The organism is Streptomyces sp. LZ34 (genome assembly GCF_053890475.1).
In genome coordinates this window covers 11,712,268-11,738,336 of sequence record NZ_CM132680.1, presented here as the reverse complement: position 1 = coordinate 11,738,336, position 26,069 = coordinate 11,712,268, and the positions used below count along the sequence as shown (strand labels likewise).

General features: G+C 69.6%; 22 protein-coding genes. 9 read left to right on the top strand and 13 right to left on the bottom strand.

Translation table 11 applies throughout. From position 1 onward, the window contains the following. Positions 1 to 340 precede the first annotated feature (340 nt). Together ACWY4P_RS50395 and ACWY4P_RS50390 are read left to right on the top strand one after the other, a co-directional pair. A complete protein-coding gene (locus ACWY4P_RS50395) occupies positions 341 to 1,045 on the top strand; it encodes a carbohydrate ABC transporter permease (protein WP_456207519.1) in 705 nt (234 codons plus the stop codon). 5 nt (positions 1,046 to 1,050) lie between these two features. Beyond that, positions 1,051 to 2,397 carry an alpha-L-fucosidase gene (locus ACWY4P_RS50390; RefSeq protein ID WP_456207518.1) on the top strand — a complete coding sequence of 449 codons (1,347 nt, stop codon included), beginning with the start codon at positions 1,051 to 1,053 and terminating at the stop codon, positions 2,395 to 2,397. Between the two features lie 58 nt (positions 2,398 to 2,455). Here ACWY4P_RS50390 and ACWY4P_RS50385 read toward each other — a convergent pair whose 3' ends face one another. From ACWY4P_RS50385 to ACWY4P_RS50375, 3 genes are all read right to left on the bottom strand, one after another. Further along, positions 2,456 to 2,614, bottom strand: coding sequence for a hypothetical protein (locus ACWY4P_RS50385; RefSeq protein ID WP_014173534.1), 159 nt, complete (start codon positions 2,612 to 2,614; stop codon positions 2,456 to 2,458). A 159-nt stretch (positions 2,615 to 2,773) separates the two neighbouring features. Beyond that, a complete protein-coding gene (locus ACWY4P_RS50380; RefSeq protein ID WP_456207517.1) occupies positions 2,774 to 5,542 on the bottom strand; it encodes a glycoside hydrolase family 2 protein in 2,769 nt (922 codons plus the stop codon). A 247-nt stretch (positions 5,543 to 5,789) separates the two neighbouring features. Further along, entirely contained in the window at positions 5,790 to 6,944 is a 1,155-nt protein-coding gene (locus tag ACWY4P_RS50375) for a baeRF2 domain-containing protein (RefSeq protein ID WP_456207516.1), read from the bottom strand. Positions 6,945 to 7,104: 160 nt separating this feature from the next. Between ACWY4P_RS50375 and polX the strand changes: the two genes are divergently transcribed. Both polX and ACWY4P_RS50365 read left to right on the top strand, forming a co-directional pair. Then, on the top strand, positions 7,105 to 8,838 hold the full coding sequence (gene polX / locus ACWY4P_RS50370; RefSeq protein WP_456207515.1) for a DNA polymerase/3'-5' exonuclease PolX: 1,734 nt from the start codon (positions 7,105 to 7,107) through the stop codon (positions 8,836 to 8,838). A gap of 83 nt (positions 8,839 to 8,921) precedes the next feature. Then, positions 8,922 to 9,632, top strand: coding sequence for a uracil-DNA glycosylase (locus ACWY4P_RS50365; RefSeq protein WP_456207514.1), 711 nt, complete (start codon positions 8,922 to 8,924; stop codon positions 9,630 to 9,632). 109 nt (positions 9,633 to 9,741) lie between these two features. Here ACWY4P_RS50365 and ACWY4P_RS50360 read toward each other — a convergent pair whose 3' ends face one another. Further along, positions 9,742 to 11,394, bottom strand: a complete 1,653-nt coding sequence (locus ACWY4P_RS50360; protein ID WP_456207512.1) for a S1 family peptidase — start codon at positions 11,392 to 11,394, stop codon at positions 9,742 to 9,744. A gap of 208 nt (positions 11,395 to 11,602) precedes the next feature. Beyond that, complete coding sequence (locus ACWY4P_RS50355) at positions 11,603 to 11,962, bottom strand: L-rhamnose mutarotase (protein ID WP_456207511.1); 360 nt, start codon at positions 11,960 to 11,962, stop codon at positions 11,603 to 11,605. Positions 11,963 to 12,109: 147 nt separating this feature from the next. On the opposite strand from ACWY4P_RS50355, the gene ACWY4P_RS50350 reads away from it, so the two are divergent. Next, entirely contained in the window at positions 12,110 to 13,138 is a 1,029-nt protein-coding gene (locus ACWY4P_RS50350) for a TauD/TfdA family dioxygenase (protein ID WP_456207510.1), read from the top strand. Positions 13,139 to 13,285: 147 nt separating this feature from the next. Continuing rightward, the gene (gap, locus tag ACWY4P_RS50345; RefSeq protein WP_456207509.1) at positions 13,286 to 14,293 is read left to right on the top strand and encodes a type I glyceraldehyde-3-phosphate dehydrogenase; all 1,008 of its coding nucleotides are present in this window, start codon (positions 13,286 to 13,288) and stop codon (positions 14,291 to 14,293) included. A gap of 77 nt (positions 14,294 to 14,370) precedes the next feature. On the opposite strand, the gene ACWY4P_RS50340 is transcribed toward gap, so the two are convergent. The 8 genes from ACWY4P_RS50340 to ACWY4P_RS50305 form a co-directional block, all read right to left on the bottom strand. Further along, positions 14,371 to 15,552 (bottom strand): LLM class flavin-dependent oxidoreductase, encoded by a 1,182-nt coding sequence (locus ACWY4P_RS50340; RefSeq protein ID WP_456207508.1) that lies wholly within the window; start codon positions 15,550 to 15,552, stop codon positions 14,371 to 14,373. A gap of 64 nt (positions 15,553 to 15,616) precedes the next feature. Beyond that, on the bottom strand, positions 15,617 to 16,753 hold the full coding sequence (locus tag ACWY4P_RS50335) for an acyl-CoA dehydrogenase family protein (protein WP_456207507.1): 1,137 nt from the start codon (positions 16,751 to 16,753) through the stop codon (positions 15,617 to 15,619). Then, the gene (locus ACWY4P_RS50330; protein ID WP_456207506.1) at positions 16,750 to 17,517 is read right to left on the bottom strand and encodes a class II aldolase/adducin family protein; all 768 of its coding nucleotides are present in this window, start codon (positions 17,515 to 17,517) and stop codon (positions 16,750 to 16,752) included. Before ACWY4P_RS50330 ends, ACWY4P_RS50335 begins: the two co-directional genes overlap by 4 nt. A gap of 8 nt (positions 17,518 to 17,525) precedes the next feature. Next, the gene (locus ACWY4P_RS50325; RefSeq protein WP_456207505.1) at positions 17,526 to 18,305 is read right to left on the bottom strand and encodes a dihydrodipicolinate reductase C-terminal domain-containing protein; all 780 of its coding nucleotides are present in this window, start codon (positions 18,303 to 18,305) and stop codon (positions 17,526 to 17,528) included. Continuing rightward, complete coding sequence (locus ACWY4P_RS50320; protein ID WP_456207504.1) at positions 18,295 to 18,561, bottom strand: acyl carrier protein; 267 nt, start codon at positions 18,559 to 18,561, stop codon at positions 18,295 to 18,297. Before ACWY4P_RS50320 ends, ACWY4P_RS50325 begins: the two co-directional genes overlap by 11 nt. 12 nt (positions 18,562 to 18,573) lie before the next feature. Next, positions 18,574 to 20,064: a class I adenylate-forming enzyme family protein gene (locus ACWY4P_RS50315; RefSeq protein WP_456207503.1), complete on the bottom strand. Its 1,491-nt coding sequence runs from the start codon at positions 20,062 to 20,064 to the stop codon at positions 18,574 to 18,576. 34 nt (positions 20,065 to 20,098) lie between these two features. Next, a complete protein-coding gene (locus ACWY4P_RS50310) occupies positions 20,099 to 21,472 on the bottom strand; it encodes a hypothetical protein (RefSeq protein WP_456207502.1) in 1,374 nt (457 codons plus the stop codon). A 219-nt stretch (positions 21,473 to 21,691) separates the two neighbouring features. Continuing rightward, complete coding sequence (locus ACWY4P_RS50305) at positions 21,692 to 22,978, bottom strand: condensation domain-containing protein (RefSeq protein ID WP_456207501.1); 1,287 nt, start codon at positions 22,976 to 22,978, stop codon at positions 21,692 to 21,694. A gap of 151 nt (positions 22,979 to 23,129) precedes the next feature. Between ACWY4P_RS50305 and ACWY4P_RS50300 the strand changes: the two genes are divergently transcribed. From ACWY4P_RS50300 to ACWY4P_RS50290, 3 genes are read left to right on the top strand one after another with little or no spacing between them, the layout of a single operon-like run. Then, positions 23,130 to 23,624 (top strand): cobalamin B12-binding domain-containing protein, encoded by a 495-nt coding sequence (locus ACWY4P_RS50300; protein WP_456207500.1) that lies wholly within the window; start codon positions 23,130 to 23,132, stop codon positions 23,622 to 23,624. 55 nt (positions 23,625 to 23,679) lie between these two features. Beyond that, positions 23,680 to 24,699 carry an asparagine synthetase A gene (locus ACWY4P_RS50295; RefSeq protein ID WP_456207499.1) on the top strand — a complete coding sequence of 340 codons (1,020 nt, stop codon included), beginning with the start codon at positions 23,680 to 23,682 and terminating at the stop codon, positions 24,697 to 24,699. Further along, entirely contained in the window at positions 24,696 to 26,042 is a 1,347-nt protein-coding gene (locus ACWY4P_RS50290; protein ID WP_456207498.1) for a glutamate synthase-related protein, read from the top strand. The genes ACWY4P_RS50295 and ACWY4P_RS50290 overlap by 4 nt, the downstream gene beginning before the upstream one ends. Positions 26,043 to 26,069: the final 27 nt, after the last annotated feature.

Genomic DNA, 26,069 nt, shown 5'->3' with positions numbered 1-26,069 from the left:
TCGCGGACAACATCAGGACTTCAAGCGCACGCCCTTGACGTCATCCGATGTTTCTCTTACGTTACGGCCATTCTCGGCAGTTGCGAAATCTTGCGCAATGGCCTGCGGCACGTGATTGGAGTCCCCATGCGCATGCCCCGCCGTCTCGCTGTCGCCCTGACGGTGGCCGGCCTCACGCTCACCGGTTGCGGTTGCGGTTGCGGTTCCGGCTCGGACACGTCCGAAAGCCGACTGGAGATCTGGACCCGCTCCTCCCCGGCCTCCGCCGCGCTGTACAAGAAGATCTTCGCCGATTTCACCGCGAAGACCGGCATCAAGGTCAAGTACATCCCGGTCCCGGATGTCGCTGTACCCGCGACAGCCCACGCTGGACAACTTCGACATCGCCTCGGGCCTCGGCCTGTGGAAGTACTTCCGCAACTCGCTGGTCATCACCGGCGGCGCGCTGCTGCTCCAGGTCTCGGTCACGACCTTCGCCGCATACGCCCTGGCCCGCAGGCGGTTCCGCGGCCAGGCGGTGGTGCTGATGCTGATCCTCGCCACGATGATGCTGCCCGAGGAAGTCATCGCCATCCCGCTCTCGCTGGTCCTCGGCGATCTGCCGGGCCTCGGTCTCGATCTGCGCGGCACCTTCCTCGGCATGATCCTGCCCCTGGGCGGCTGGGGCTTCTCCATCTTCGTCCTCAGTGAATTCATGAAGGACATCCCGGCCGAGCTGGAGGAGGCCGCGCGCGTGGACGGCGCCGGAGAGCTGCGCATCTTCGGCCAGATCATCCTGCCGCTGTGCAAACCGGCTCTGGGCGTGGTCGTGATCTTCGGCTTCAATATGATCTGGGACCAGTATCTGCTGCCACTGATCGTCGCCCGCTCCCCCGACGACTACACCCTCACGGTCGGACTCTCCTTGATGCGCACCAATCCGCAGGTCGGAATCGGGGCGCTGCTCGCGGGGGCGCTCGTCGCCCTGCTGCCCAGCCTGTTCGTCTATCTCGCCTTCCAGCGGACCTTCCTGTCGGGGATCGCCGCCGGAGCAGTGAAGGGATGACCACGATGACCGAACCGACGCCCGCCCAGGCCCCAACACCTCACCAGCGACGCCTCGCCGAGTTCCGGGAGCAGCGCTTCGGGCTCTTCGTGCACTGGGGGATCTACTCCCTGGCCGGCCGCCATGAGTGGGTCAAGCAGCGTGAGCTACTGACGGACGAGCAGTATCAGGCGTACTACGACCGCTTCGATCCGGATCTGTACGACCCCGGTGCCTGGGCGGATGCCGCGCACCACGCCGGAATGCGCTACACGGTGCTCACCACCAAGCACCACGACGGCTTCTGCCTGTGGGACTCGGCGCTCACCGACTACACCGTGGCCGGCACCCCGCACGGCAAGGACCTGGTCGGGCCGTTCTGCGAGGCGTTCCGGGCGCGGGGGCTGGGGGTGGGCTTCTACCACTCGCTGCTCGACTGGCACCACCCCCAGTTCCCGCTGGACCGCCTCCATCCGCAGTGGGACGAGGGGGCACCGGACGGCGGGGACCCGGGCGATCGCGACATCGCCGCGTACGCCCGCTATCTGCACGGGCAGGTGGAGGAGCTGCTGACCCGGTACGGTCCCGTGGACACGCTGTGGTTCGACTTCTCGTACTCCAACCGCATCCGCGAGGGCAAGCCGATCACCGGCGGCAAGGGCAAGGCCGACTGGCGCTCGGAGGAGCTGGTGGCGCTGATCCGCCGGATCCAGCCGGACATCCTCATCAACAACCGCCTGGAGCTGCCCGGCGACTTCACCACGCCCGAGCAGCACCAGCCCGGCGAGCCACTGACCGACGAGGACGGCCGGCCGGTGGTGTGGGAGGCCTGTCAGACCCTCAACGGCAGCTGGGGCTACGACCGGGACAACCTCAACTGGAAGTCCCCCGACCAGCTGATCCGGCTGCTCGTCGACACCGTCTCCAAGGACGGCAACCTGCTGCTCAACGTCGGCCCGAACGGGCGCGGCGAACTCGAGCCGCGGGCCCTGGAAACACTGCGCGCCATCGGCGACTGGATGCGGCTGCACTCCCGGTCCATCCACGGCGCCGGCCCCTCCCCGTACACCGCGCCCACCGGCTGCCGCTACACCCAGCGCGGCGACCGCCTCTACCTCCATGTCCTCGACTGGCCCTACCGCCATCTCCACCTGCCGGATCTGGCGGGCAAGGTGCGCTACGCCCAGCTGCTGAACGACGCCTCGGAGGTCCGCCGGCCGATCGTCGACCCGGCCTGGGACAACGGCAACGTCGCCCCCAAGGGCATTCCGGCGGGGAGCCTCACCCTGGAGATCCCGGTCCGCAAGCCCGATGTGTCCGTCCCGGTCGTCGAGCTGTTCCTGGAACCGGACGCCGTGGCGGGCCCGCGCTGAGACAGGGATCCTGACGCCCGGCGCCCGACCGGGCGTCAGGATCCCCTTCGGCGTGCCGCTAGTGGGTCTGCACCCACCAGGTCATCAGGCCGATGAACGAGGTGCCGCACGCGTACGAGGCGCCGCGCACGAAATTCGCCGCCGCGAGCCGGGCGTAGCGGCGCCACCGCCCGGTGGAGCGACTGGGCGCCGGGGGACGATCCTGCGTAGACAGCATGTGGAGCCCCTTTCGTGAGCGTACGGACACCGGCGGGTCCACGCTGGGAGCCCGTCAGCGCCGGCCGTAGCCGGGTGGCTGACCACGGGCTCCTTTGCGCTGCCTATAGCATACAAGATTGTGATCTTGTGAAATCCGCAGGACCCGCCGGGAATTCGCTCAGCTCCCACGCTTCGCCGCGACCGTACGGGTCTCGGTGTTCCAGCCCGAGACCCGTACGGACGGCGAGGAGCCTCCCAGGTCCGCCGCCCGGTAGGTGGCGGTGAGCGTCATGGACTCCCCCGGCCACAGGCTGACCTGGTTGTCCGTCCACCGCACGGGCAGGACGGGCGCGCCCGCGCCGGTCACCAGATGGGCGTCCACCAGCAGGGCCGGGGTCTGGCCGCTCGAGGTGTTGCGCAGGGTCACCGTCGTGGTCGCGGTGCCGTCGGGGGCGGTGGTCGTGGCCGCGGTGGCGGACACGGGCGCCCGGTCCATCCGGCTGAGCCCGGTCAGGTCGGCGTAGGAGGTGGTCGGGGTGTAGTACCAGTCGGTGTTGTCCCAGTCGAGCACGTCCGGCTCGGTGGACAGCCAGTAGACGTTGCGGCTGAACTCCTTGCCCGCGCCGTCGGTGAGGACCAGCTTGGCGAGGTAGGTGCCCGACAGGCCACTGACACTGCCCGGCACGGTCAGCGCGGTGGCCTTGCCGCCGTCGGCCGGCACGGTCACGCCGGTGGCGCTCTTGTCGTACTTCCGCGCACCCTTGGTGTCGTAGAGGCTCACCCGCGCGGTGAGTCCGGTGGCCGCGTCATGCCGGTTGTTGACGACGACCACCTCCCGCGAGTCGTACGAGTACTGGATGTGCAGCGGCTCATTGGCCTTCTTGGCGCCGAAGTAGGCCCCGCCTTGGTCGAGGTAGCGGTCGAAGAGCTGCCAGTGCAGGGAGGTCCAGCCGCTGTTCAGCATCCAGTAGACGACGCCGGTGGCCGGCTTGGAGGTGTCGGAGAAGTTCCGGCCGTACGCCTCGTACTGGGCGCGCACCGCCTCGTACTGCGCGAGCTGCGCCTTGCGCACGTAGTCCTCGAGGCCGGTCGGCGGGCCGTAGCGGCCGCCGAGCGCGTTGCCGAAGAGCTTCAGGTCGCCGAAGGTGCTCGACGGCGAGCGGTGGTACTGCTTGGCCTTCGGGTCCTTCCACAGCGTTTCCAGCTCGCTCGGGGGCATCATCCGCTTGAGCGTGTCGAGGGTCGGGATGTCCGGCCCGGCGCTGGTCTCGGAGTTGAATCCGGTCGCGCCGCCCTCGCGCTTGGCGTACCAGTAGTTCGGGGGCACCCAGTCGTACGGACCGGTCATCTTCATCCCGGACTTGCCGAGGACCGGGGAGGACTTGGCGGAGGCGGCGGGGATCACGGGGGTGGGCCAGTCGGCTGCCTTCAGGGCGTCGAGGTAGTTCTTCTCAATGGTCGCGTCGGGCGCGAAGTCGCTGCCGATGAGGAAGGAGATGACGCTGGGGTGGTCGCGCAGCCGCGCGGCCTCGGCGGCCATGGAGTCCTTGGCCACCGCGTAGTCGGCCGAGGTCCACTTGTCGCCCGTCTCGTCGCCGTTGACCTGGCCCTCCCACTTGTCGCAGCACTCCCAGCCGGGGAGGGTGAGGATGCCGTACCGGTCGGTGAGGTCGAAGAACTCGTCCGGCTCGATATGGCCTTCGAGGCGGATGGTGTTCAGGCCGAGGTCGAGGGCGTACTTCAGCCGGTCCTCGACGTAGCGGGCGTCCCAGCGCAGAAAGACGTCCGGGGACCAGCCGCCCGCCTTGATCAGCAGCGGGCGGCCGTTGACGGAGTACCGGCGGGCGCCGTCGGCGTTCAGCGGGGCCTTGACGTCCCGGATGCCGAAGGTCTCGTGGGCGGTGTCGGAGGCCGTGCCCGAGACGGTGGCGGTCAGGTCGAGGCCGTACAGCGGCTGGCCGCCCATCCCGGCCGGCCACCACACCCGGGGCTGGTCCAGGCGCAGTTGCGGATAGGCGGAGGGCGTGAAGGTGACGGTCTTCTTCTCGTGTGCGGCCAGCGCCACCGTCTGGCTGAAGGACACCGAGCCGACGGATCCGGAGACGGTGGCGGTGACGGGAGCCCCGGAGTCGTTGCGGGCCTCGGCCTTGACGGTCAGTTCGGCGGAGGACAGCGAGGGGACGGCCAGCTCGGTGGTCACATGCGCGCCGCGCAGGGCCACCGGGCCGCCGCGGCGGACGAGGACGTCGCGCACCAGCCCCATGTTCTCGTCGGGCGGGGGCTGAAGCCAGTCGATCCAGCCCATGGTGAGGTTCTTGCGCGGGTCGTTGGGCTGGACCCTGAAGGCCACCGTGTTGGTGCCGGACTTCACCAGGTCGGTGATGTCCAGCTCATGACGGGTGTACGCGCCGGCGACCTGGTCCTTGGTGGCGATCTGCTTGCCGTTGACGTACACGTCGGCGGCGGAGACGACCCCGCTGAAGTCCAGGTAGGTGCGGGTGTCGGGGCCGGTGACGGTGAAGTCGGAGCGGTACCACCAGGGCACGGCGAAGTCGGCGGCCGGGATCTTCTTGAGGTTGGTCGAGTAGAACGGATCCGCGTACGCGCCCGTGGCCAGCAGGCCCGCGAGCACCGTCGACCGGGGCGCCATGGAGTACCAGCCGGTGGCGGGGTAGCCGGGCGTCGAGACGGCGGCGGGGGTGTCGGTGACCTTCGCCGAGGACTGCACGGCGAAGCCGGCCAGGGCGGTGGCCGTGCCCGCGGCGGACCCCACCCGGGTGACCGGCGGCCGGGCCGGATCGGCGGCCGTCGGCGTACGGGGCGGCGGGGCGGCGCCGGCCGGGAGGGAGAGCGCCAGGAGCAGCCCGCCGGCGGCGAGCGCGGCGGTCAGGACGGGTCGCACGCGGGCTGTCGCCCGCCGCCGGGGTGGTGCCAGGCGGAGGAACACGGAGGTCTCCCTGAGGGGCCGGGCGTTGGTTAGGCAACTTTCCTAACAGTCTCTGGACGCTAGAGACGTGAATGCGACATGTCAACACCGCCGCTCCGTGCCAGCGCGCCCCTGAATCACCCCGGACAACAGGACCAACAAGCACCGCACGAGCGCACGCCTGCCCTACCCCGGACCGACGCCGCCGCGTCTCACGGGCACACGCCCGACCCACCCCGGACCCTGCACCACCGCGCCCCCGGCCCGCTCAACCGTGCCAGCGCAACACCGCGCCGAGGCCTCCCGCCGGTCCGGCCATGCCCTCCGGCACGATCAGCACCTCGGTGTCCGCCGCCGCGGCCGCGCGCATCAGCGCGTCGTCCGCGCGCGCCGGCTCGGGCGCGGCCACCCCCAGCGCACGAGCCTGGGCGCGCTGCACGGCCACCTGGTCGACACCCGGGCCGACCCACACCTCACGCCGGGCGTCCGCCCCCGTCTGCCCCAGCAGCAGCGTGGCCGCCTGGTGGCTGCGCACCGCCTCCACCACCGCGGGCATTCCCTCCGCCGCGCCACCGGGCGCCGAACCGTCATGGGCCCCGCCCACCCCCGGCTCCCCCGGGCGGCCCCGCGCGGCGCGGAAGAGGTCGAGGACGTCCTCCAGGTGGGAGCGGACATACTTCTCGCGGGCGCGGTCGATCTCCGCTTCGAGCAGTTCCTGAGAACTGCCCGCGGCCCTGCTGCCGTGCTGCGCCTGCACCGTGCTGGCGCGCAGCGGCTCGGGCAGCCTGTCGTGCACGGCCCTGCGCTCCCGCGGGTCGCCGGCCAGGACCAGCAGCCGCGCGTCGCTCTCCGGCCACCGCCGGGCGAGCTCGCCGGCGACGAGGTCCGCGGCCTGGTCCCAGGTGTTCTCGACCCGGTTCCGGTAGTGCCACTCGTACCGGTCGGCGGGTACGGAGCGGTGTCCGCGCCCCGGCGGCGGGCCGGCGCTCGCCCGGCCGACGGGGCGCGGGCCGGCGGCGTCGAGCAGTTCGAGGTCGGCTCCGGAGCGGTCGACGCGGGCCACCAGGCAGGAGGGCCACTCGCCGCGCAGCGAGGCCAGCGGCGCGACCCGGGGAAGCATCGACCAGGAGGTGACCACATCGGCCGGGGAGGTGGCCAGGGGAAGGTCGAGGACCACCTCCCCGCCCGCCGCGAACAGCGCCCGCCCCGCGGACGGCCTCGCCGGCCGCTCGCCCGCCAGCCGATGGACCAGCGCCTCGCGCGTGGCGGCGTCGGCGCCCTGCCGGGCGAGCTGGTCGGACACGAACCGCTCCCGCAGCCTGCGCCGCGTGGGCGCGTCCTCGGTCGCGCGCGAGGTGTCCAGATAGACGCAGGCCCAGGGACCCAGGCAGTCGAACAGCGGCTTCAGGAATCCAACATCCATGACCTCCCCCATCCCGGGGAAACGCACGAGAGCCGGGGCGCACCCGGAGGAATCCGGAGCCCCCGCCCCGTTCCTGAACCCAGGATCCCTCCACCGGACCCCGAGCGCCAGGCACGCCCGGCCGCGCCACCGGAGAGCTGTCCTGCCTAGACTTGACGGTGTGACTCGCTCCAACGAGGAGGTCGAGGCGCTGCTCCGCGAGTACGCGGACCTCCTTCTGATCACCGGCGGGGACGCGTTCAAGGCGCGCGCCTACGAGAAGGCCGCGCGCGCGATCGGCGGCTGTCCCCGCGATGTCTCCGAGCTCGACGCGAAGGGCCTGCGGGAGATCCCCGGGGTGGGCAAGTCGATCGCCGACAAGGTCGTGGAGTATCTGCGCACCGGCAGCGTGCCCGCCGTCGACGAGGCGCGCGCCGCGATCCCGGCCGGGGTGCGGCAGCTGACCGCCATCCCGGCCCTCGGGCCGAAGAAGGCCATGATGCTGTACGAGGAGCTGCACATCGCGTCCATCGACCAGCTCTCCGACGCGATCCACGACCACAGGCTGCGCGACCTGAAGGGCTTCGGCCCCAAGACGGAGGAGAACATCCTCCACGGCATCGCCCTCATGCAGGCCGCCGGCGACCGGGTCCCGCTGAACGTGGCCATGAGCGTGGCCGACGACATCGTGGCCGAGCTGTCCCGGGTGACCGGCTGTGAGCGGTGCGAGTACGCAGGGTCGCTGCGGCGGATGAAGGAGACCGTCGGCGACATCGACATCCTGGTCGCGGCCGACCGGTCGAACCGGTTCATGGAGGCGTTCACCCGCCTGCCGTACACCGCCGAGGTCATCGCGCGCGGGGAGAAGAAGACCTCGATCCGCACCACCAAGGGGCTCCAGGTGGACCTGCGGGTGCTGCCCCTGGACTCCTGGGGCGCGGGGCTCCAGTACTTCACCGGGTCCAAGGCGCACAACATCCGCGTCCGCGCGATCGCGATGCGCCATGGCCTCAAGCTCTCCGAGTACGGGCTCTTCGACGCCAAGAGCGGGGAGAGGATCGCCTCGCGCAGCGAGGAGGACGTGTACGCCAGGCTCGGCATGGACTGGATCCCGCCGACGCTGCGAGAGGACCGCGGCGAGGTCGAGGCCGCCTTGAACGGGCGGCTGCCCCAGCTGGTGGCGGAGTCCGATCTGCGCGGCGATCTGCACACCCACACGGACCTCACCGACGGCCTCGAACCCTTGGAGGAGATGATCGCGGCGGCCCGGCGGCGCGGATACGCGTACTACGCCGTCACCGACCACGCCCCGAAGCTGTACATGCAGCAGATGACCGACGAGAAGATCCTGGCCCAGCGCGAGCGGATCCGGGATCTGGACCGGGGGCGGGGGCGCGGCGGGATGCGGCTGCTGCACGGCGTGGAGCTGAACATCGACGTCCAAGGGGACGTGGACTGGCCCGACGAGTTCCTCGAGGGCTTCGACCTGTGCGTGGCCTCGGTGCACACGCAGTTCGGCCTGGCGCGGGACGAGATGACCCGGCGGCTCCTGCGGGCCTGCGAGAACCCGAACGTCAACATCATCGGCCATCCGACGACCCGGCTGATCGGGAAGCGGCCGGGCATCGACGCCGATCTGGACGAGGTGTTCGCCGCCTGCGCCCGCACCGGCACCGCGCTGGAGATCAACGCGCACCCGGACCGGCTGGACCTGTCGGACGAGAACATCCTGCGGGCCAAGGAACACGGCGCGAAGTTCGCGGTGGACAGCGACGCGCACTCCACCCTCGACATCGACGCCCTGCGCTACGGGGTGGGGACGGCGCAGCGCGGCTGGCTGGCGCCCGACGATGTGATCAACACCTGGCCGCTGACCCGGCTGAGGCGTTTTCTGCGCAAGGACGGGCACGGCTGAACACCCCCGGACACCCCGAGCATCCCGCACACCCCGCGCATGAGGCGCCGGGTGCGGGCACACTCCGCGAGCTGGACGAGCGGGTGAGCGGCTGCCGTGCCTGCCCGCGGCTGGTGCGGTGGCGGGAGGAGGCCGCCCGTATCAAGCGCCCGGCCTACCGGGAGTGGGACTACTGGGCCCGCCCGGTGCCGGGGTTCGGACCGGACGACGCGGCACTGGCCATCATCGGTCTGGCCCCGGCCGCGCACGGCGGCAACCGCACCGGCCGGATGTTCACCGGCGACCGCTCCGGGGACTTCCTGTACGCGGCTCTGTACGCCGTCGGCCTGGCGAACCAGCCCGTGGCGACCCACCGGGGCGACGGCCTGGAACTGCGCGGGGCCAGGGTCACCGCGCCCGTGCACTGCGCCCCACCGGCCAACCGGCCCACGCCCGGGGAGCGCGACACCTGTCGTCCCTGGCTGGTCCAGGAACTGCGGCTGCTGCGCCCCACCTTGCGCTCGGTGGTGGTACTGGGCGCGTTCGGCTGGCAGGCCGCGCTGCCGGCGCTCGCCGCGGCCGGCTGGGAGGTGCCCCGCCCGCGCCCGCCGTTCGGGCACGGCGCGCAGGTCACGCTGCGGGCGGTGGGGGCGGGTGCGCCGCTGCGGCTGTTCGGCTGCTACCACGTCAGCCAGCAGAACACCTTCACCGGGCGGCTCACCCCGGCGATGCTGCGGGATGTGCTCCGCGCGGCGGCGGAGTCGGCCGGTTTGCGGCCCCCCGGCGCCGACGAAGACGGGCCGCCGACGCGGTGAGGCGCCGACGGCCCGGTGGGGGGTGGTACGAGGTCCCAGGCACTGGGGCAGGTAGGCGCCCGGGACCTCGGTCAGGGGGTGGCAGGACGTACCCTGCCTCGGTCAGCCGTTACGTGTGGTCCGCGGCGTTGCCGTCACCGACCGCGTCGCCACTGCCGTCACCGGCCGCGCCGTTGTCGCCGTTGCCGACCGCGCCGTTGTCGCCGTTGCCGACCGCGCCTTCGTCACCGGCCGCGCCACCTTCGTCCGCGCCGCCCTCGGCTCCCTGTCCGGCGCCATCGTCAGCGCCATCGCCGGCACCCTGGCCCGCGCCGTCGCCCGCGCCGTCACCGGCACCCTCACCAGCGCCGTCGCCGGCGCCGTCACCGGCGCCTTCGCCCGCGTCGCCGCCACCGTTGTCGGCGCCGATGACGGCGCCCGTGGCCTGCAGCGCGGTGCTGACCGGCTGGAAGAACGTCTCGCCGCCCTGCGTGCAGTCGCCGCTGCCGCCGGAGGTCAGGCCCACGGCCGCGTCCTCGGCGAACATCGCGCCACCGCTGTCACCGGGCTCGGCGCACACATCGGTCTGGATGAGGCCGTTGACGATGTCGCCGTTGCCGTAGTTCACGGTGGCGTTCAGGCCGGTGACGGTGCCGTCGGAGAGACCCGTCGTGCTGCCGGAGCGCTGCACCGCCAGCCCGACACTCGCCTCGGCGACCTGAGTGATCTGCTGGGTGGTGCCATCCTGTAGGTCCACCGTGCTGGGGGCCTGGGTGTTCGGGTCGTCGTACGTCACCAGCGCGAAGTCGCTCACCGGGAACTGGGACTCGGCAGTGGTGCCCACCTGCTGGGCGCCCGCCTGGTCGGTGGCCCAGGTCTCCGCGATGTTGCCGCAGTGGCCCGCGGTGAGGAAGGCGGGCGCACCGTCGACCGTGACATTGAAGCCCAGCGAGCAGCGGGCGCCACCGCCGAAGATGGCGTCGCCGCCGTCCAGGGCACCGGCCTGCTCACCGGCGCCGCCCGCGCCGTCGCCCGCGCCCTGGCCGTCACCAGCGCCCTGGCCGTCACCCGCGCCCTGGCCATCGCCCGCGCCCTGGCCGTCACCGGCACCCTGACCGTCGCCCGCGCCCTGGCCGGTCCCGTCGTCGGCACCGCCCTGGCCCGCGCCCTGACCGGCTCCCTCGTCCGCGCCGCCTTGGCCGGCGCCCTGGCCGGCCCCGTCGTCCACACCGCCCTGGCCCGCACCTCCGTCGGCCCCGGGCTGGGTCTCGTCGGTCCCGTCGAACTTCTTGAACTCGCCGTTGGTGCGCTGGACGGTGGCCTTGCCCGCCAAGCCGTCCACGGCCTTGGTCAGCGTGGCCCACTTCGTACCCGTGACGGTTCTGTCGGCGAGGACCCGGACCTTGTTGGTCTTCGGGTCGATCGACCAGGCCGTGCCCGGGACCGAGGCGGTGTCGCTCAGCGTCTTGGTGGTGGCCTTGAGCTCCGTCATGCTGTTCTCGACGATCTTGGCCACGGCGCCCTTGGCCCGGACGTCGTTCGCCGCGTCCTCGTTCAGGACGTTCATCACCAGCTGCTTGGTGTCGCCCTGGTAGTACCACCCCGCCGCGTTGCCGCCCAGGTCCGACGCGAGGCCCGTCGCGAGCTTCACGGCTGCCTGCGACGAAAACGTCTTGGACTCGGCCGACTTGTCCGGGCTCGCATTGGCGTTGGGAAGCAGGATCGCCGCTCCCGCAAGGGCTGCCGTGGCGGCGCCGGCTATGACGACGGTCCGCTTGTTCACACGTCGGTGGCTCAACTCACTGACCTCCAGTAGGGGTGCGCCGGGGGGTGCGCGAGGAGTGGTCTGCCGGTCTCCTCTGCGTCCCTGCGCGGTGGTCACCCGGTCATACGGAGGTGGTGGTTCAGTGTTTTCAGGGGCACTCAAGGTGTGATGAAAACCGGACGCGAGGCGCCCCGGATGAGTAAGCTCCGCCGGTTCGGCCCTTCCCTCACCCCTCCGCCGCGGCCGCGGCCTGCGCGCGCAGCTCCCACACCTGCCCGAGCGCCATGTCGGCCGAGGCGCCGGCCGGGGAGCCAGCCGTGGTCTCGAAGTGGTCGACGTATTCGCCGATGAACGCCTGCCACCGGTGATTGACCGGATCCTCGTCGAGCGCGGCCATCGCGGCGGCGAAGTCCTCGCAGTCGACGAGGTGGAACAGATGGCGTCCGCTGCGCCAGATCCTCCAGTTGGTGATGCCCGCCCGGCCCAGCGCCGCCAACAGGTCTGCCGGAACCGTGGCGTGCACCTCCTCGTATCCGGCCTCCTGGCCCTCCTTGAGAACCGAGTGCAGTGCGATGCGCATGGCCATCCCTCTCTCTTTGTCAGATGTGCCGCCAGATGTGCCGGATCAACTGCGTCGGAAGAGACCGGCAACTCACTGTGCTGACTGTGTGGATGGTATCGGCATGGGTATAGCTCCACGGACCTGTCTGAGCGCAAGCTGACAAGGAAGATCATGAACGCAGCCGAGAACACAGGTGCGGACCTCCGGTCGACGCCCACATTCATGGACCTCGTCGTTCCGGAGGCGGTGAAGGAATCCCTCGGGGAGCAACTCGGAGGCCTGGCCGATCCGACGCGTGACATGGATCGGGCGACAGCTCGCTGCCATCAGATATTCGCGACCTTGCCGATCGATCTCCTACAGACCATCCTGGATTTCGGCAGGCATGCGGAAACTCCTGGCGTGGCACGGGTCGGCAACCTGCCCGTCGAACATGAACTTCCCGATACGCCCGATGACGGTGGCCCTTGCCAGGGGAAGCGCACACACCTTTCGGAAGGGGTTCTCCTCGGGCTCAGCGGGATGCTGGGCGAGCCCGTCGGATTCACCACCGAGAAGAATGGGCAGCTGATTCACGATGTGATTCCTGTCGCCGATGGAGCGACGAGTCAGACGAATCGCAGCTCAACTGTTTTCCTTAATTTCCACAACGACATCGTGTACGATGCGGCGGGATCGTACAACGTAAGCAATCCGGACTTCCTTGTCCTCAACTGCCTTCGCGCGGACCATGAGGGTGTCGCCGGGACCTACTACGCGGACGCCCGGGATGTCTGCCAGGCCCTGGACGTCTCCTCGCTCAAGCTGCTCAGGGAGCCCCTGTTCAGGCTGAACGCTCCCGGAGGCTATGCACGGTTGGCCGGAAAGGAACAAATCCTCTCCGACCCCGTGCCCATCATCAGCGGGCCCGAATGGTCCCCCGAAATCGCTTCCTCCGCCAATGGAGTGCACGCCATCACCCGCGAAGCCGAAGTGACACTGCAGCGACTTCAGTCCACTTGCCGGGAAGTGGCGCATGAAGTCTTCCTGCGCCCCGGCCAGGCACTGCTCATCAACAACCGGAAAGGCCTGCACGCCCGTTCTGAATTCCAGCCGCGCTACGACGGCCGTGATCGCTGGTTGCAGCGCACGTACATTCGCAGGAATCACTGGAGCATCCGCGACCGCATTGCCTCCGGGACGCGGAGGGTGCACACCTGATCGAAGTCGCCGCGGAAACTGCCGGTCCAACTGCCTGTCTCCACCCGGTTGTACGCGTATCATCGCGTCCGTGCATGCACCCGAAAGGGACCGAGCAATGGCGCCGTTCCCGTTTCATGGCCCGGCAGTTTAGGAGAGGTTCCGCGGATGACAGTGCGTGTGGGCATCAATGGTTTTGGACGCATCGGCCGCAACTATCTGCGTGCGGTGTTCGACCAGGGTGCCGATGTGGAAGTGGTGGGTGTGAACGACCTCACCGACACCGCCACGCTGGCCCATCTCTTCGCATATGACAGCACATTGGGCCGCTTCGGGCAGGAAGTACGCGCTGTGGAAGGCGCCATCCTCATCGGGGAAAGGCGGATCGCCGTATCGGCCGAACGTGACCCCGGGGCACTTCCCTGGACGGAACTCGGCGCCGATATCGTCATCGAATCGACGGGTGTGTTCACAGACGCCACCCGCGCCCGCGCCCATATCGAAGCGGGGGCCAAGAAGGTCATCATCTCCGCCCCGGCGAAGAACGAGGATCTGACGCTGGCCTACGGCGTCAACCATGACCAGTACGACCCCGACCGTCACACCATCGTCTCGAACGCGTCCTGCACCACCAACTGCCTGGCCCCCATGGCCAAGGTCCTGCACGACGCCATCGGTATCGAGTACGGGTTGATGACCTCGGTCCACGCCTACACCTCGGACCAGAATCTGCTGGACGGTCCGCACCGCGATCTGCGCCGCGCCCGCCACGCCGCCGCCAACACCGTGCCCACCAGCACGGGGGCCGCCAAGGCCATCGGTCTGGTCCTCCCGGCGCTCGCCGGCAAACTGGACGGCTACGCGATGCGCGTCCCGATCCCCACCGGCTCGGCCACCGACCTGTCCCTGACCCTCAGCCGCGAGGCGACCGCGGAGGAGATCAACGGGCTGTTCGCCAAGGCGGCGGAGGGGCCGCTCGCCGGTGTCCTCAGCTACACCGAGGACCCCATCGTCTCCAGCGACATCGTCACCGACCCCGCCTCCTGCATCTTCGACGCCGGTCTGACCAAGGTGATCGGTGGTCGGCACGCGAAGGTCGTCGGCTGGTACGACAACGAGTGGGGCTTCTCCAACCGTCTGGTCGACACCACCATGCTGATCGGCGGCTCACTCTGAGCACACGGACTCCGCCCACCGGGGCGAGTCCCGATACGGACCGGCGGGCCACGCATGGCGTGGCCCGCCCGTGCCGGTCAGTTCTGCGTTTCGGTACTCGTGGCCATCGCCTTGGTGCGGGCCGCGTTGAACCGCTCCTGGAAGGTGGCGGCCTGTGACGCGACCCAGGACTGCGACTCCTGGAGGCCCTTGGTGGATCCCTTGAATCGGGGTGCCACATATCGGGCGAACAGCTCGAAGCTCCTGCGCGTACGCTCAGGGCTCGCCCAGTCCGTCACCGAGTTGAGCAGACAGCCGAAGCCTCCCGTGAGGTCACGGAGCTTGTGGATCGCGGCCACGCAGTCCTCGACGCCACCGGTGATGATCCCCCCGGCCTCGATGGTCGCCTCGAAGGCTTTGCGCGCCCCGACCTCGCTGCGGCCCATCGGCATGCCGTGCGTGCCCGCCCAGTATTCGTTGCGTTGCCGCAGCCACCCGGCGTAGATGTCCTCCAGCGCCTGCTCACGGGTCTCGGCCACATGGACGGGCAGGGTCAGCCGCCATGTCGACCGGTCCGCCGTATGGCCTGCTTCGGCGGCCGCGTCCTCCAAGTGTCCCCACTGTTCGGCCAGTTTCTCCATGCCCAGGCTGTGACCGGCGCGCACCATCCCCCACGGTGGGGCGGCGTGCGACATCGCGTTCACCCCGAGGCGGCCGGCGAGCCGCATGCCGAAGGGCGACGATGCGCTGCTGACGGTGATCTCGAAACCGCCCGGCTCGAAGGGACGGTGCTGGATCCGGGCATCCTGGAGCCGGAACCAGTCCGTCTCGCGCGTCACCGCCTCGCCCCGCAGCAGTTCCACGATGGTCTCCAGGGACTCCTGGGTCCGGCGGCGCGCCTCGACGGGGTCGACGCACAACATGTGCATGTCCGAGGCGAGCGAACCGGCGCCCACGCCGAGGATGAACCGGCCCCGGGTCAGATGGTCGAGCTGTACCGCGCGCGCTGCCGCCATGTACGGATGGTGGTAAGGCAGTGCCATGACGCCGGTCGCCAGTTTGATCCGCCGGGTGCGTTCGGCCGCGGCGGCCAGGAAGATTTCCGGGGAGCCGATGGTGCCCCAGCCGTTGGAGTGGTGTTCGCCGACCCACAGCTCGTCGTAGTTGAGCTCATCGGCCAGTTCCGCGTAGCCGAGGTCGCGGCGCATCAGCAGATTGGGGTCTTCGCCGATCGGGTGCAGTGGCGACATGAAGAGGCCGAAGCGCATGAAGTCGGTCATGTGTTCCTTCTGGGATGTGGAGGATATGGACTGGGCCGTCGGGGCTGCCGGGACGTCGGGGCCGTCACAGGGACTGGGCGATGGCGACTCGCTGGATCTGGTTGGTGCCCTCGAGGATCTGGAGGAGTTTCGCCTCTCGCATCCACCGCTCGACCGGGAAGTCCTGGGTGTAGCCGTAGCCGCCGAGCACCTGGACCGCGTCGGTCGTGACCCGCATCGCGGTGTCCGTGGCGAACAGCTTGCACTTCGCGGCTTCGGCGGAGATCGGCTTGCCCTGGTCCTTGAGCGCGGCCACCGAATACAGCAGGGCACGGGCCGCCGCGATCTGTGTGGCCATGTCGGCGAGCAGGAAGGAGATCCCCTGGAAGGAGATGATGGGGTTGCCGAACTGCGTGCGTTCCTTGGCGTACGCGGTCGCGTGGTCGAGTGCCGCCTGGGCGAGGCCGACGGCACACGCCGAGATACCGAGGCGGCCGTGGTCGAAGACATGGGCGGCGACGAGCATGCCACGGTTGCGGCGACCGATCATGCGCTCGTCGGGGACCTGAACCCCGTCGAACGCGATCTGCGCCGTGGGCAGTGAGCGCACCCCCATTTTCCGCTCATGGGCCAGGGGGCGCAGGCCCTCCGAGTCCGCGTCGACCAGGAAGCAGGACAGCCCGCTCAGGGCCGATCCTCCGGTGCGGCAGTACACGTTGTAGACGTCCGCGACGCCGGCGTGGCTCACCCAGGCCTTGGTGCCCGAGATCACGTAGTGACCGTCTTCCGCCACCGCCCTGGTGGACATGGCGCCCAGGTCGGAGCCGGCTTCCGGCTCCGACATGCAGTTGGCGGCGAGGAGTTCCCCGCTCAGCATGCGTGGCAGCAGCTGTCCCCGCAGCTCGTCCGATCCGAACCGGGCCAGACCGTGGCAGGCCAGCACCTGGAGGTGCACGGACTCCGCGACGGCCAGCCAGCTGCCGGCCAGCCGCTCGATCACCCTCAGGTAGACGGTGTAGCTCTGCCCGCCCCCGCCCCACTGCTCGGGGAAGGGCAGTGACATCAGTCCCTGCTTCCCCATGAGCCGTACGAGGTCCCCGGGGAACTGCCCGCTCTCCTCGAACCGGGCGGCCCGTGGTTCGAGTTCCTCCCGGGCGAGCTCGTCGACGAGGGCGAACAGTTCCCGGTGCTCCGCGGATCCGGCGGCCGGGCTGCCGTTCACGCGGCCTCCCGCGCGGCCTGGGACGGCCAGTCGGCGGCTTCCGGCCAGTGCCTCTGCACCTGCCCGACCGCGTAGTCCCAGTAGGAGCGGACGGAGAGGTCGGCATAGATGAAGGCCCGTTTACTGTCCACGTCCTCGAGCGAGGAGGAGTGGTAGCCACCCGGTATCCGCTCGGCCATCAGCTGGAGTCGACAGGCCCGTTCCAGGGTGTGTGCGTGCACCGTCGCATGCCGGATGGACTTGCCGACGATCACGCCACCGTGATTGCGCAGCAGCGCCGCCGGGTTCTCCCCGAGGGCGTCGGCCACCTGCTCCCCCGTGACGATGTCGAGGATGGTGTTGCTGGTCAGAGTGAAACGGGGCAGCCGGCCCTCGAAGTAGGCGCCTTCGTGCGACACGGCGCGCAGGTCCAGGTCGCTCGTTCCGAACACCAGGGTGTGCGGTGCGTGGCTGTGCACGATCGCGTTGACGTCGGGACGCGCCCGGTAGACCGCTTGATGCAGCGCCAGCTCCGGGGGCGCGAGCGCGGGGGCCTGCGCGGCGGGGTCGACCGGCGCCACGATCACATCGTCGGGTACGCACTCGTCGAAACCCTTGAGCGCGCCCTTGATCAGCATGTAGTCCGCGCCGGGCACCCGGGCGGAAACCTGCCCCTGGTTGAAGTCGTCGTGGCCGCCCAATGACAGGGAACGTGCCGCGATGGCCACGTGGGCGCGCAACCGACGGGCGAGGGGCGGCAGCGTGGCCGGGGTTTGCTTGGTCACCGTATGTCTCACGTTTCTGCGAAGGACGATTCGCTGGCGGGCGTTCGGTCGCGGTCTCCGTCACGGCCCGGTCCGAGAAACAGCCCGTCGTAGACCTGCTTGGCCGTCACCAGACCGGCGGGAGCGCCATGTGCCCACGCGGCGATGGCGAGCGCTCCGGGGATCGCGGCCGACAGGTCTCGTACGTCGTGGTGCAGCGTCAACGACTCGTTCGGGAAGTCGAGTTGCACCGCGTGCTCACTGACCTGATGGCCGGCTCGGAAGGAGGCCACCTCGTCCACCGCCGCCCCACCCGCGTGCGCCTCCCAGGTCGCCGCCAGAGAGCGCGCCGACGCGCTCGGGCGGTCCCGCTTGGCCGCGGTGTGCCGCTCCAGGAGGCTCACGCGCGGCAGGGGCATGGCCGACGAGCGGAGGAGCTGTCCCGCGACGCTCAGCAGGTGGTCCTGGAGCCAGTGGCCGAGTGACAGGTTGACCGCGCGGACCACGGTCACCGATCCGGCGAGTTCCGCCAGGAGTGGCTCGCCGTCGGGTCCGATGTCGGAGGCGCAGGCGACGAGCGACGCGCCCGTGTCCCGGCAGTACGCGACGGTGCGCGGGAGCACCTCGCCCCGCGACGCGTCGATCACCACGGTCGGCGGCTGCTCGGCCGTCCACGCACCGCTGTGTGCGGTCATCACGACCGGGACGTGGCGCAGGGCGCACTCGGCCGCGATCCGTGAGCCGAGCCGGCCGGTCGCGCCGACGACACCGACCCGGAGCCCGGGCACGCTGCGCTGGTCAGGCGGCACCCGCAACCCCTTCAGCGGCCATGTACTCCACGATTCCGGGGATCGTCGACATGAAGGTGGTGTCACCCTCCAGGTCGACGTAGATGCCGAACTCGGTCTCGATCGAGTCGATCAGGCGCAGATACGACAGCGAGGAGAGCCCCTTCTCGGCCAGTGTCTTGCCGTCGGCGAGCGCGCTGTCCGAGCTGAGCGTGCCCTCGCTGGCCTCCTCCACCAGTTCGGCGACGCGGTGGGCGAGGGTCTGGTCGTTCGGCATGGGTGATCTCCCTCAGGAAGTGAAAGCGGAATCGGTGGCCTGGTGGAACAGCTCACGCGCCGCGTTCATGCGCGGCTTGCCGACGCCCGTCGTCGGGATCTCGGGCACGACGACGAACCGCTCGGGGACCTTGTAGGGAGCGAGCCGTTCCAGGCAGCGGACGCGTAGCCCGTCCTCGGTGAGACCGTCGGGTCCGCTGACGACGGCGACGAGCATCGGGTCGCCGTTGCGCTTGTCCACGGCGAAGACCACCGCTTCGGTGGCACCGGACGCGAGCAGTGCGCGGCGCACCTCCACCGAGTCGATCTTGCGCCCCCCGATGTTCAACCGGGAACCGGCCCGGCCCGAGAGGTGGAGTCGACCCTCCCGCAGGCTGCCCAGGTCGTGGGTGGCGTAGAAGCCGTCCGGGTCCAGCCGTCCTTCGAAGGCGCCGGGCGCGTTCAGATAGCGCGACCCCATGGATGTGCTGCGCACCCGGATCTCACCGGTCGTGCCGGTTCCGTCGCCGAAGACGAACTCGACACCAGGCAGGGGACGGCCCTGGCCGTGCTCCGGAGCGGGGAAGGGATCGAAGGTCAGCGGCCCTGTCTCGGCGACACCGTAGTAGTTGCACACCGCGAGGCCGTGCCGGGTGCGAAGTTCCTCGGCTGTCGTGGCCTTCAGCGGCGCCGCCGACGACAGGGCGACCTTCAGCTCGGCGAGTTCGGGTATGTGCTCGGGGCGGCGCAGCAGGGACTCGTACAGGGCGGGGAAGCCGGTGAGCCGGGTCGGCCGTATCTCACGCAGGAAGCGGATCACCTGTCCCGAGGTGGGCAGTCCGGACGGTAGCCACAGCGCCGCGCCCGCCAGGAACGCCGCCAGCAGCGAGGTGTTGAACGCCAGCCCGTTGAAGAGCCCGGCGAAGCACAGAATGCGGTCGTCGGAGCCGAGACCGGTCGCGTCGCGCCAGGACAGGGCCGCGTTGTGCACGGCCGTACCGGAGAATTCGATGCAGCTGGGCGACCCGGTCGAGCCCGAGGTGAACCGGCACACCTCCGTCGAGGCGAGCAGCTCGGGGCGGTCGGCCGTCGGCTGCTCCGCGGGCGTCGCCGTCCGGCTGAGTGCGTAGCCGCCGGATGTGACGGAGCCGGACGGTTCGATCCCCAGCGAGAGGGGACGGTCGTGCACGACCGCGTCGATGCCGCAACTGGTGGCAACGGCGCGGACCTCCTCCGCGGCCAGGGCGGGGTCGAGCAGGAAGGGCACGGCGCCTGCGCGCAGCAGGCCCACGTAGGCGACCACGTACGAAGCCGAGTTGGCGGCCAGGACGACCACTCGGGGAGGTGCCGCGGCCGGACCTCGTGCGGCCGCTTCGCTCCACCAGCGGCCGAACTCCGTCGTGAACTCCTCGGCCGCGGCGTCGAGTTCGGCGTAGGTCAGCCGACGTTGCGTGTCGGCGACGGCGAGGCGGTCCGCGTGCTGCGTCAGGAGGTCGGTGAAGACCTGGTTCAGCACCCCGGGCATGTCGTTCCTCCGAGTCCGTGGTCCGATGGATGGCCTATTCGCCATGCGCGTAGGCGACTTGGGCGCGGTCGTGCTTGATCGAGCCGGCCTGGTCGACGCCGAGGGCCAGCAGGTACAAGGTCTCGTCCGCGCCCGTCAGACCGGCGAACTCGCGCCACAGGTCCGGGTCGTATCCGCCGATGGTGGTGATGGCCACGGAGTTCCGTCCGGCGCCGAGATAGAGCAGGTGCGCGCCGCACGAGGCACGGAACACGGCGTCGCGGAGATCACGCGGACCACTGGAGAAGAGCTCGTCGCGGGGGATGTGGAACAGCACGAACCCGGCCGCGACCCGCGCGTTGGCCTGGCCCATGCAGGAACGGACCAGCAGGTCGAGGTCGCGGAATCGGTCCGGCACGGTCACGGCGATCCGGCTGCCGCGCAGGGCTTCCGAGCACGCCTGAGCCGTTGGCCCGTCGTGCAGCAGGAGCGTCGCGCGCACCCCCCGGCCTGTCTCCGTTTCGGACAGGTCGGCCGGGAGCGGGGTGTCCAGTGCCGTCAGCATGCCCAGGAGCGGACCCGGCTCGGGCGCGTCCCCGGAGAACCGCTTGCAGGACTGTCGGCGCCGAGAGGTCTCACGCCACTGAGTGAGCGGGATGGCCCCAGGGGCCGTAGGGCGCCACCCGGTCGCTATGGGGGCGGCGGTGTGCAGCCGTGCGGGCGCGGCGAACGGCTGCGAACTGTCGTACACCGCCTCCGAAAGCCCCGACCAGCACACCTCCTCCAGTTGGCCGGTGCCCGCGGGGTCGACGTCACCCGCCATCCGGAACGTCGCCCAGTCGCTGGTCTCGCCGTATGTGTGCGGCCGGCCGATCGTGACGACGGAATGCACTTCGCGGTGGGGCAGGAAGGGTTCGACAGCGGCCCGGATCGCGGCGCGGGGGCCGTGCAGCCGCAGCACGGCCGGACCGTCCTGGAGCGCGGTTCCGAGCAGGTTCGTGGCCGCGTGCCCCGTGTCCAACTGTGTGTAGAGATAGCCGCGCGAGCCGTACTTCCGCATCGACAGCCAGGGCCGGGCCAGGAGGATGACATGCGCCACGGCCTCGCCGCCGTCCGGCAGCAGCGCCGGACGCAGCAGCCGAGCCAGGCGCGTGGCCGGTCCGCCCAGGCGCACACAGGTACGGCGCAGCAGGTCCATCCAGAACAGGGCGTGGCCCGGGGAGTGTGCCGATGAGCGCTCCGGACGGTCACCTTCGTCCACCAGCACCAGGACGTCGTACGGATAGATGGCGCCGGCCGACGGCACCTGGCGGCCCTCCTGCGTGGGCCGGCCGAGAAGGGCGTCGGTCACCACACGCACGGCCTGCCGCAGCCCCTGACTGCGCGGTTCCTCCACCTCGAGCCGTGGGACGGGAGGGAGTTCCGTCATATCCAGCCAGGCAGCCAGTAACCGTTCGTCCGGCACGGCGCAGGTATCCGAGTTGAACGCAGCAGAACTCACTGAGGGACCTCGATGCCATTCATTGCAGTGAACCGGTATATATGCGAGAAGGTGATATGTTGTCACTCAGCAAGCTACTTGAGTCGCCTATCTTCGATCGGCAGTTTCATCGGCAGAATCGAGGGCAGCTTCAGCGGCTCCCCGGAGCTACCGTTCCCCGTTCCGTAGCCCGCGCGCCTCCGACACCAGTACCTCGTGAATTCCCAGCAGCAATTCCGATACCAGCTCCTTGCCCACCTCCCTGGCCCGAAGCCAGATGGTCAATGCCGCTGAGCCGTCTTCGATGAAGCGGGTGTGGAACTTTGGGCCGATCGCGGAAACCTGCCGCTCCCACTTCACCACCGGCACATCGGATTCCTCCGGATCCGCTGCTCTGGCCGCCGGACGGACCATGTAGTTGAATGCCCAGACCGGCTCGGGATCGATACCCGCGGAGGGGAACCGCTGCTTCATCAGACCGATCGAATCCGGATCGTACATGCCCATGCGATAAGCCAGGAACGCAGCTTTGTTGATGCCCTGTGCAAGCTCCCCGAAGCTGGTCCCCGCGTTGGCGTCCAGGCAGCCGGCGGCCCATTGGTTCATCGAGGTCACATAGCTTCCCCAACGGGCGTTGCCGCGATTCGACGACTGGAGCCGAACCGGCACCGACGGCAGCCCGCACACCTGGGCCACTGCCCTTGTGTAGGCGGTCAGAAGCACGGACGACTTCGGAAGAGAGAGCCGCTCCGCCAGCTGCTGAGCCGCCGTCTGTGCCGCTGTCGACCGAACGGCGGCCTGCAACACGTGAAATGGGCGTTCGTCCGAGGTGGGGAGGGGCTGCTCCGGGATCTCGGCCGAGGCGGTGAGGACCTTCTCCCAGTGCCGTTCGGCCGCGGTGCGCCGAGCCTTGAACGGGTCGCCCCGCTGCTCCTCGGCCATGGTGATCAAGCTATAGGAATCTCCCGGGCCAAGAAAGGATCCGGGATCTGCCAGGGCCTTTTGGAATTCCTCTCGGAGAATCCCTTGGGACCAGTTGTCCGCCGCCAGGTGATGGTGCGTGAACACAAGGTGCGTTGCCGTTCCGGAACGCGTCAGGACACGGCCGCGCCAGCCGAATTCAGTGGTCAGATCGAAAGGTAGCGCCGCCATGCGGCGAGCCGTCTCCTGTACATCGCCGGCGGCCTCCTCCGGCACCTTGAGATCGGACAGCGAATCCGGTTCATGAACCAGCTGGACGGGATGGTGAGGATCACTCAGGTCGTATGTTGTGCGCAGTGACGGATGACGATGAGCGAGCGCCTTCAGGGCATCCTTGACCGCTGCCGCCCCGGTTCCCTCGGGCAATTCCCAGACCGTCGATATGTTGACCTCGTGCCAACGGTCTCGAGGAAGTCTCTGGATGTCGCGCCACAGTGATATCTGCCCATAGGAAAGCGGGCCGGAAAAAGGCATGGGGGTGACCCTAGGCTGTGGGATCCGGCAGGTCAAGGGCGTTGAATCTGCCGGTCAATCTTCCCCTGCAACTGCCCCTCGGCCGCGCGGTGCCGCAGGTACTTTCTTGAAATTGCTGTCCCTATCGCGTAATTGGCAACGAGGTTCCTCAGTGAGTTCTGATCTGCTCAGCCACCGGCGCGTCGGTTCTGGGGTGGACGCGCCGGGCACCTCCGCCGCCCGCCGTGGCGGCCTGTGCATCGTGCTCACCAGCACCCCGTCCGATGCCCACACCTGGAATTTGGTGTTCCTGCAGATGCTGCTCGAGGAACTGGGCCACCGGGTGGTCAACCTCGGCCCTTGTGTACCGGAGGAACTTCTCATCGCCAAGTGCACCGAGCACCGGCCCGACCTCATCGTCGTCAGTACCGTCAACGGACACGGTCACCTGGACGGGATACAGCTCATCAGAGCCGTCCGGTCCGATCCGGGTCTGGGCACCGTGCCGGCCGTGATCGGCGGCAAGCTGAGCGTCTTCGGCACGGGCGACCCGGCCCGCACCAGTGCGCTGTTGGCCGCCGGGTTCAGCGCGGTCTTCGAGGACGGGGACGGACTGAACCTGCTGCGGTCCTACCTCGACACCCTTCCCGTCATGTCGCAGAAGTGAGCCGGCACCAGCGGATGGCCTCAACCCAGTCCGCCACGTCCGCAAAGGAATGAACATGCCCCTCAACCCGTCGCCCACGGCCGGGCGGGAACAGGCCTTCGTCCCTCCGCAGCCGCACGAGCACCTCACCTCCGCCACCACCAGGAACATGCTGCTCGTCCAGAGCGCCCTGCTCCAGGGCGCCCGGGAATACCTGTGCGACGAAGGCTTCGTCGAGCTACTGCCCCCGGTCGTCGGCCCGGTCACCGACCCCGGCTGCCGCGGCGCCAAGCAGGTCGACATCGACTACTACGGTCGGCGCTACAAGCTGATGACCAGCGTCATCTTCTACAAACAGGCCGCCCTGCTGGCTCATCCCAAGATCTTCTACATCGCACCCTGCGTCCGGCTGGAGCCGTTCACGACCTCCTCGACCCTGCGGCACCTGACCGAGTTCCACCAGATCGACGTCGAGGCGGCGGATGTCTCACGCGAGGAGATGCTGGAGGTCTGCCAGGGGGTGGTACGCAGCGCACTACAGCGTGTCATCAAGCAGCTTCCCCATGTCCTGGAGGAGTTGGGGCGCGACCCCGAGGCCTTCACCGACCTCCTGGAACAGTCGTTCCCCAGTATCCGGCACATGGACGTGGTGGAGACCCTGCACAAGATGGGCCACGAGCAGAATCCCGACGGGGAGATCGACTGGGAGGGCGAGGCGCTCATCTCGCGGCAGCACACCCGTCCGTTCTTCATCACCGACTACCCCAAGGGCTCACGCGGCTTCCCCGACCGGGAGAGCCGTACGCTCCCGGGCCGGCTCCGGAACTTCGACCTGGTGGCCCCCGAGGGCTACGGCGAACTGTGCAGCGGCAGCGAACGGGAGGGGGACTACAGCCGGGTCATCGAGCGGATGCGGGAGACCGGCGAGAACCCCGCGAAGTACGAGTGGTACCTCAAGGCGTTCAAGGAGGGTGGCATCCCGCAGAGCGCCGGTTTCGGCCTCGGCGCTCAGCGCCTGACGCGCTATGCGGCCGGACTGCACTCCGTGTGGCAGGCCAGCGCCTTCCCGAAGCTGCCTGGGGTGATGGCCCCATGACCCGGCTGAGCGCTCCGGGTCTGCCCGAAGAGGCCATCCGCGAGCGTGCCCGCATCGGCCGCGCGGCAGCCTTCCCACCCCGGGCGTCGTACGGGAACCGGCTGTTCGGGGCGGCGGCGGGAGAGACGGCCGGTCAAGGACCGGACGCTCTCGACACCCTGCGGCTCGTACCCCCCGTCTTCATGCCGCAGCGCCTGGAGAAGCTGGTCGAACTGGGCCGCGAGCCCGTGTATCAGGATGTCGCGCTCGACAGCGGCATCGGAGGGTTCCGCTCCCCCCTGCCGGTGTACATCACGGCCTTCGGCTCCACCCGGGCGGCCAGCGGTGACCTGGGCGTACCGCTGAGCCGCCAGGCCGCCCGGCTGGGACTGCCGATGGTGATCGGCGAGAACATCGTCCCCGTCAACGGCTACGGCCGACTCGCGCAGGCCCCGGACAGCGCGTCGCTGCTGGCCCGCATCAGCGCCTATGGCCAGGAGGTTCCGGAAGGGTACGGAGGGGTGGCCGTACAGCAGTGCACCGAGGATGCCGACGCCGAAGTGTGGAACCTCGTCTACAGCGACCCATCAGCCCAGCCACTGCTCGAGACCGGCAGGCTGGCCTTCGAGCTGAAGGTCGGGCAGGGGGCCAAGCCCGGTCTCGGTGGGATGACGGTGGTGGACGGCTCGACCGCCGAACAGCTCATGGACCGCTATGAGCTCGACGCGGTGTTCGGTCCCGGGACGGCGGAAGCGGCGGCGGGCGAAGATGCGGCGGACGCCTCGGTGTCGTATCTGCGCAGCAGCAGCCCCGGCACGTTCACCGAGGAAATCCTGCGTCAGCAGGTCCGGCTGTTGCGCAACAACTACCCGCAGGCACGGATCTGGGTGAAGCTCCACCCCGGCCGGGACGTCGCGGAGGCTGCCGCGGTGGCGTGGCAGGCGGGCGCGGACGCGGTCACCGTCGACGGTGCGGAGGGAGGCACCGGCTGGGCGCCCCTGGCCTTCCTCGACGGTGTCGGACTGCCGCTGGTCGAATGCCTGCACCGCATCGGGTCCCCTGCCGGGGACCTACTGGCCAGCGGCCGTGTATGGGAGGGCACCCGAGCGGTCAAGGCCATCGCGCTCGGTGCCACCGCGGTCGGCCTCGGCAGGGCTGCCCTGCTCTCGGTCGACGAGGACACCGGGTGCGGCCTGGAGCGGTTCGTCGCCTGCCTGGATCTGGAACTGCGCCTGCTGATCAGCGCGCTCGGGAAGTACAGCCCGCATGCCGTGGGGCGGGAGGACATCTGGCCGGCACCCGATCCGGCGGCTCGCACCGGCCACGACAAGGTGTGGCCGGTGGCCGAAGAGTCCGCGCCCTGAGCCCGCGCGAGCCGAACCAAGCCGAAC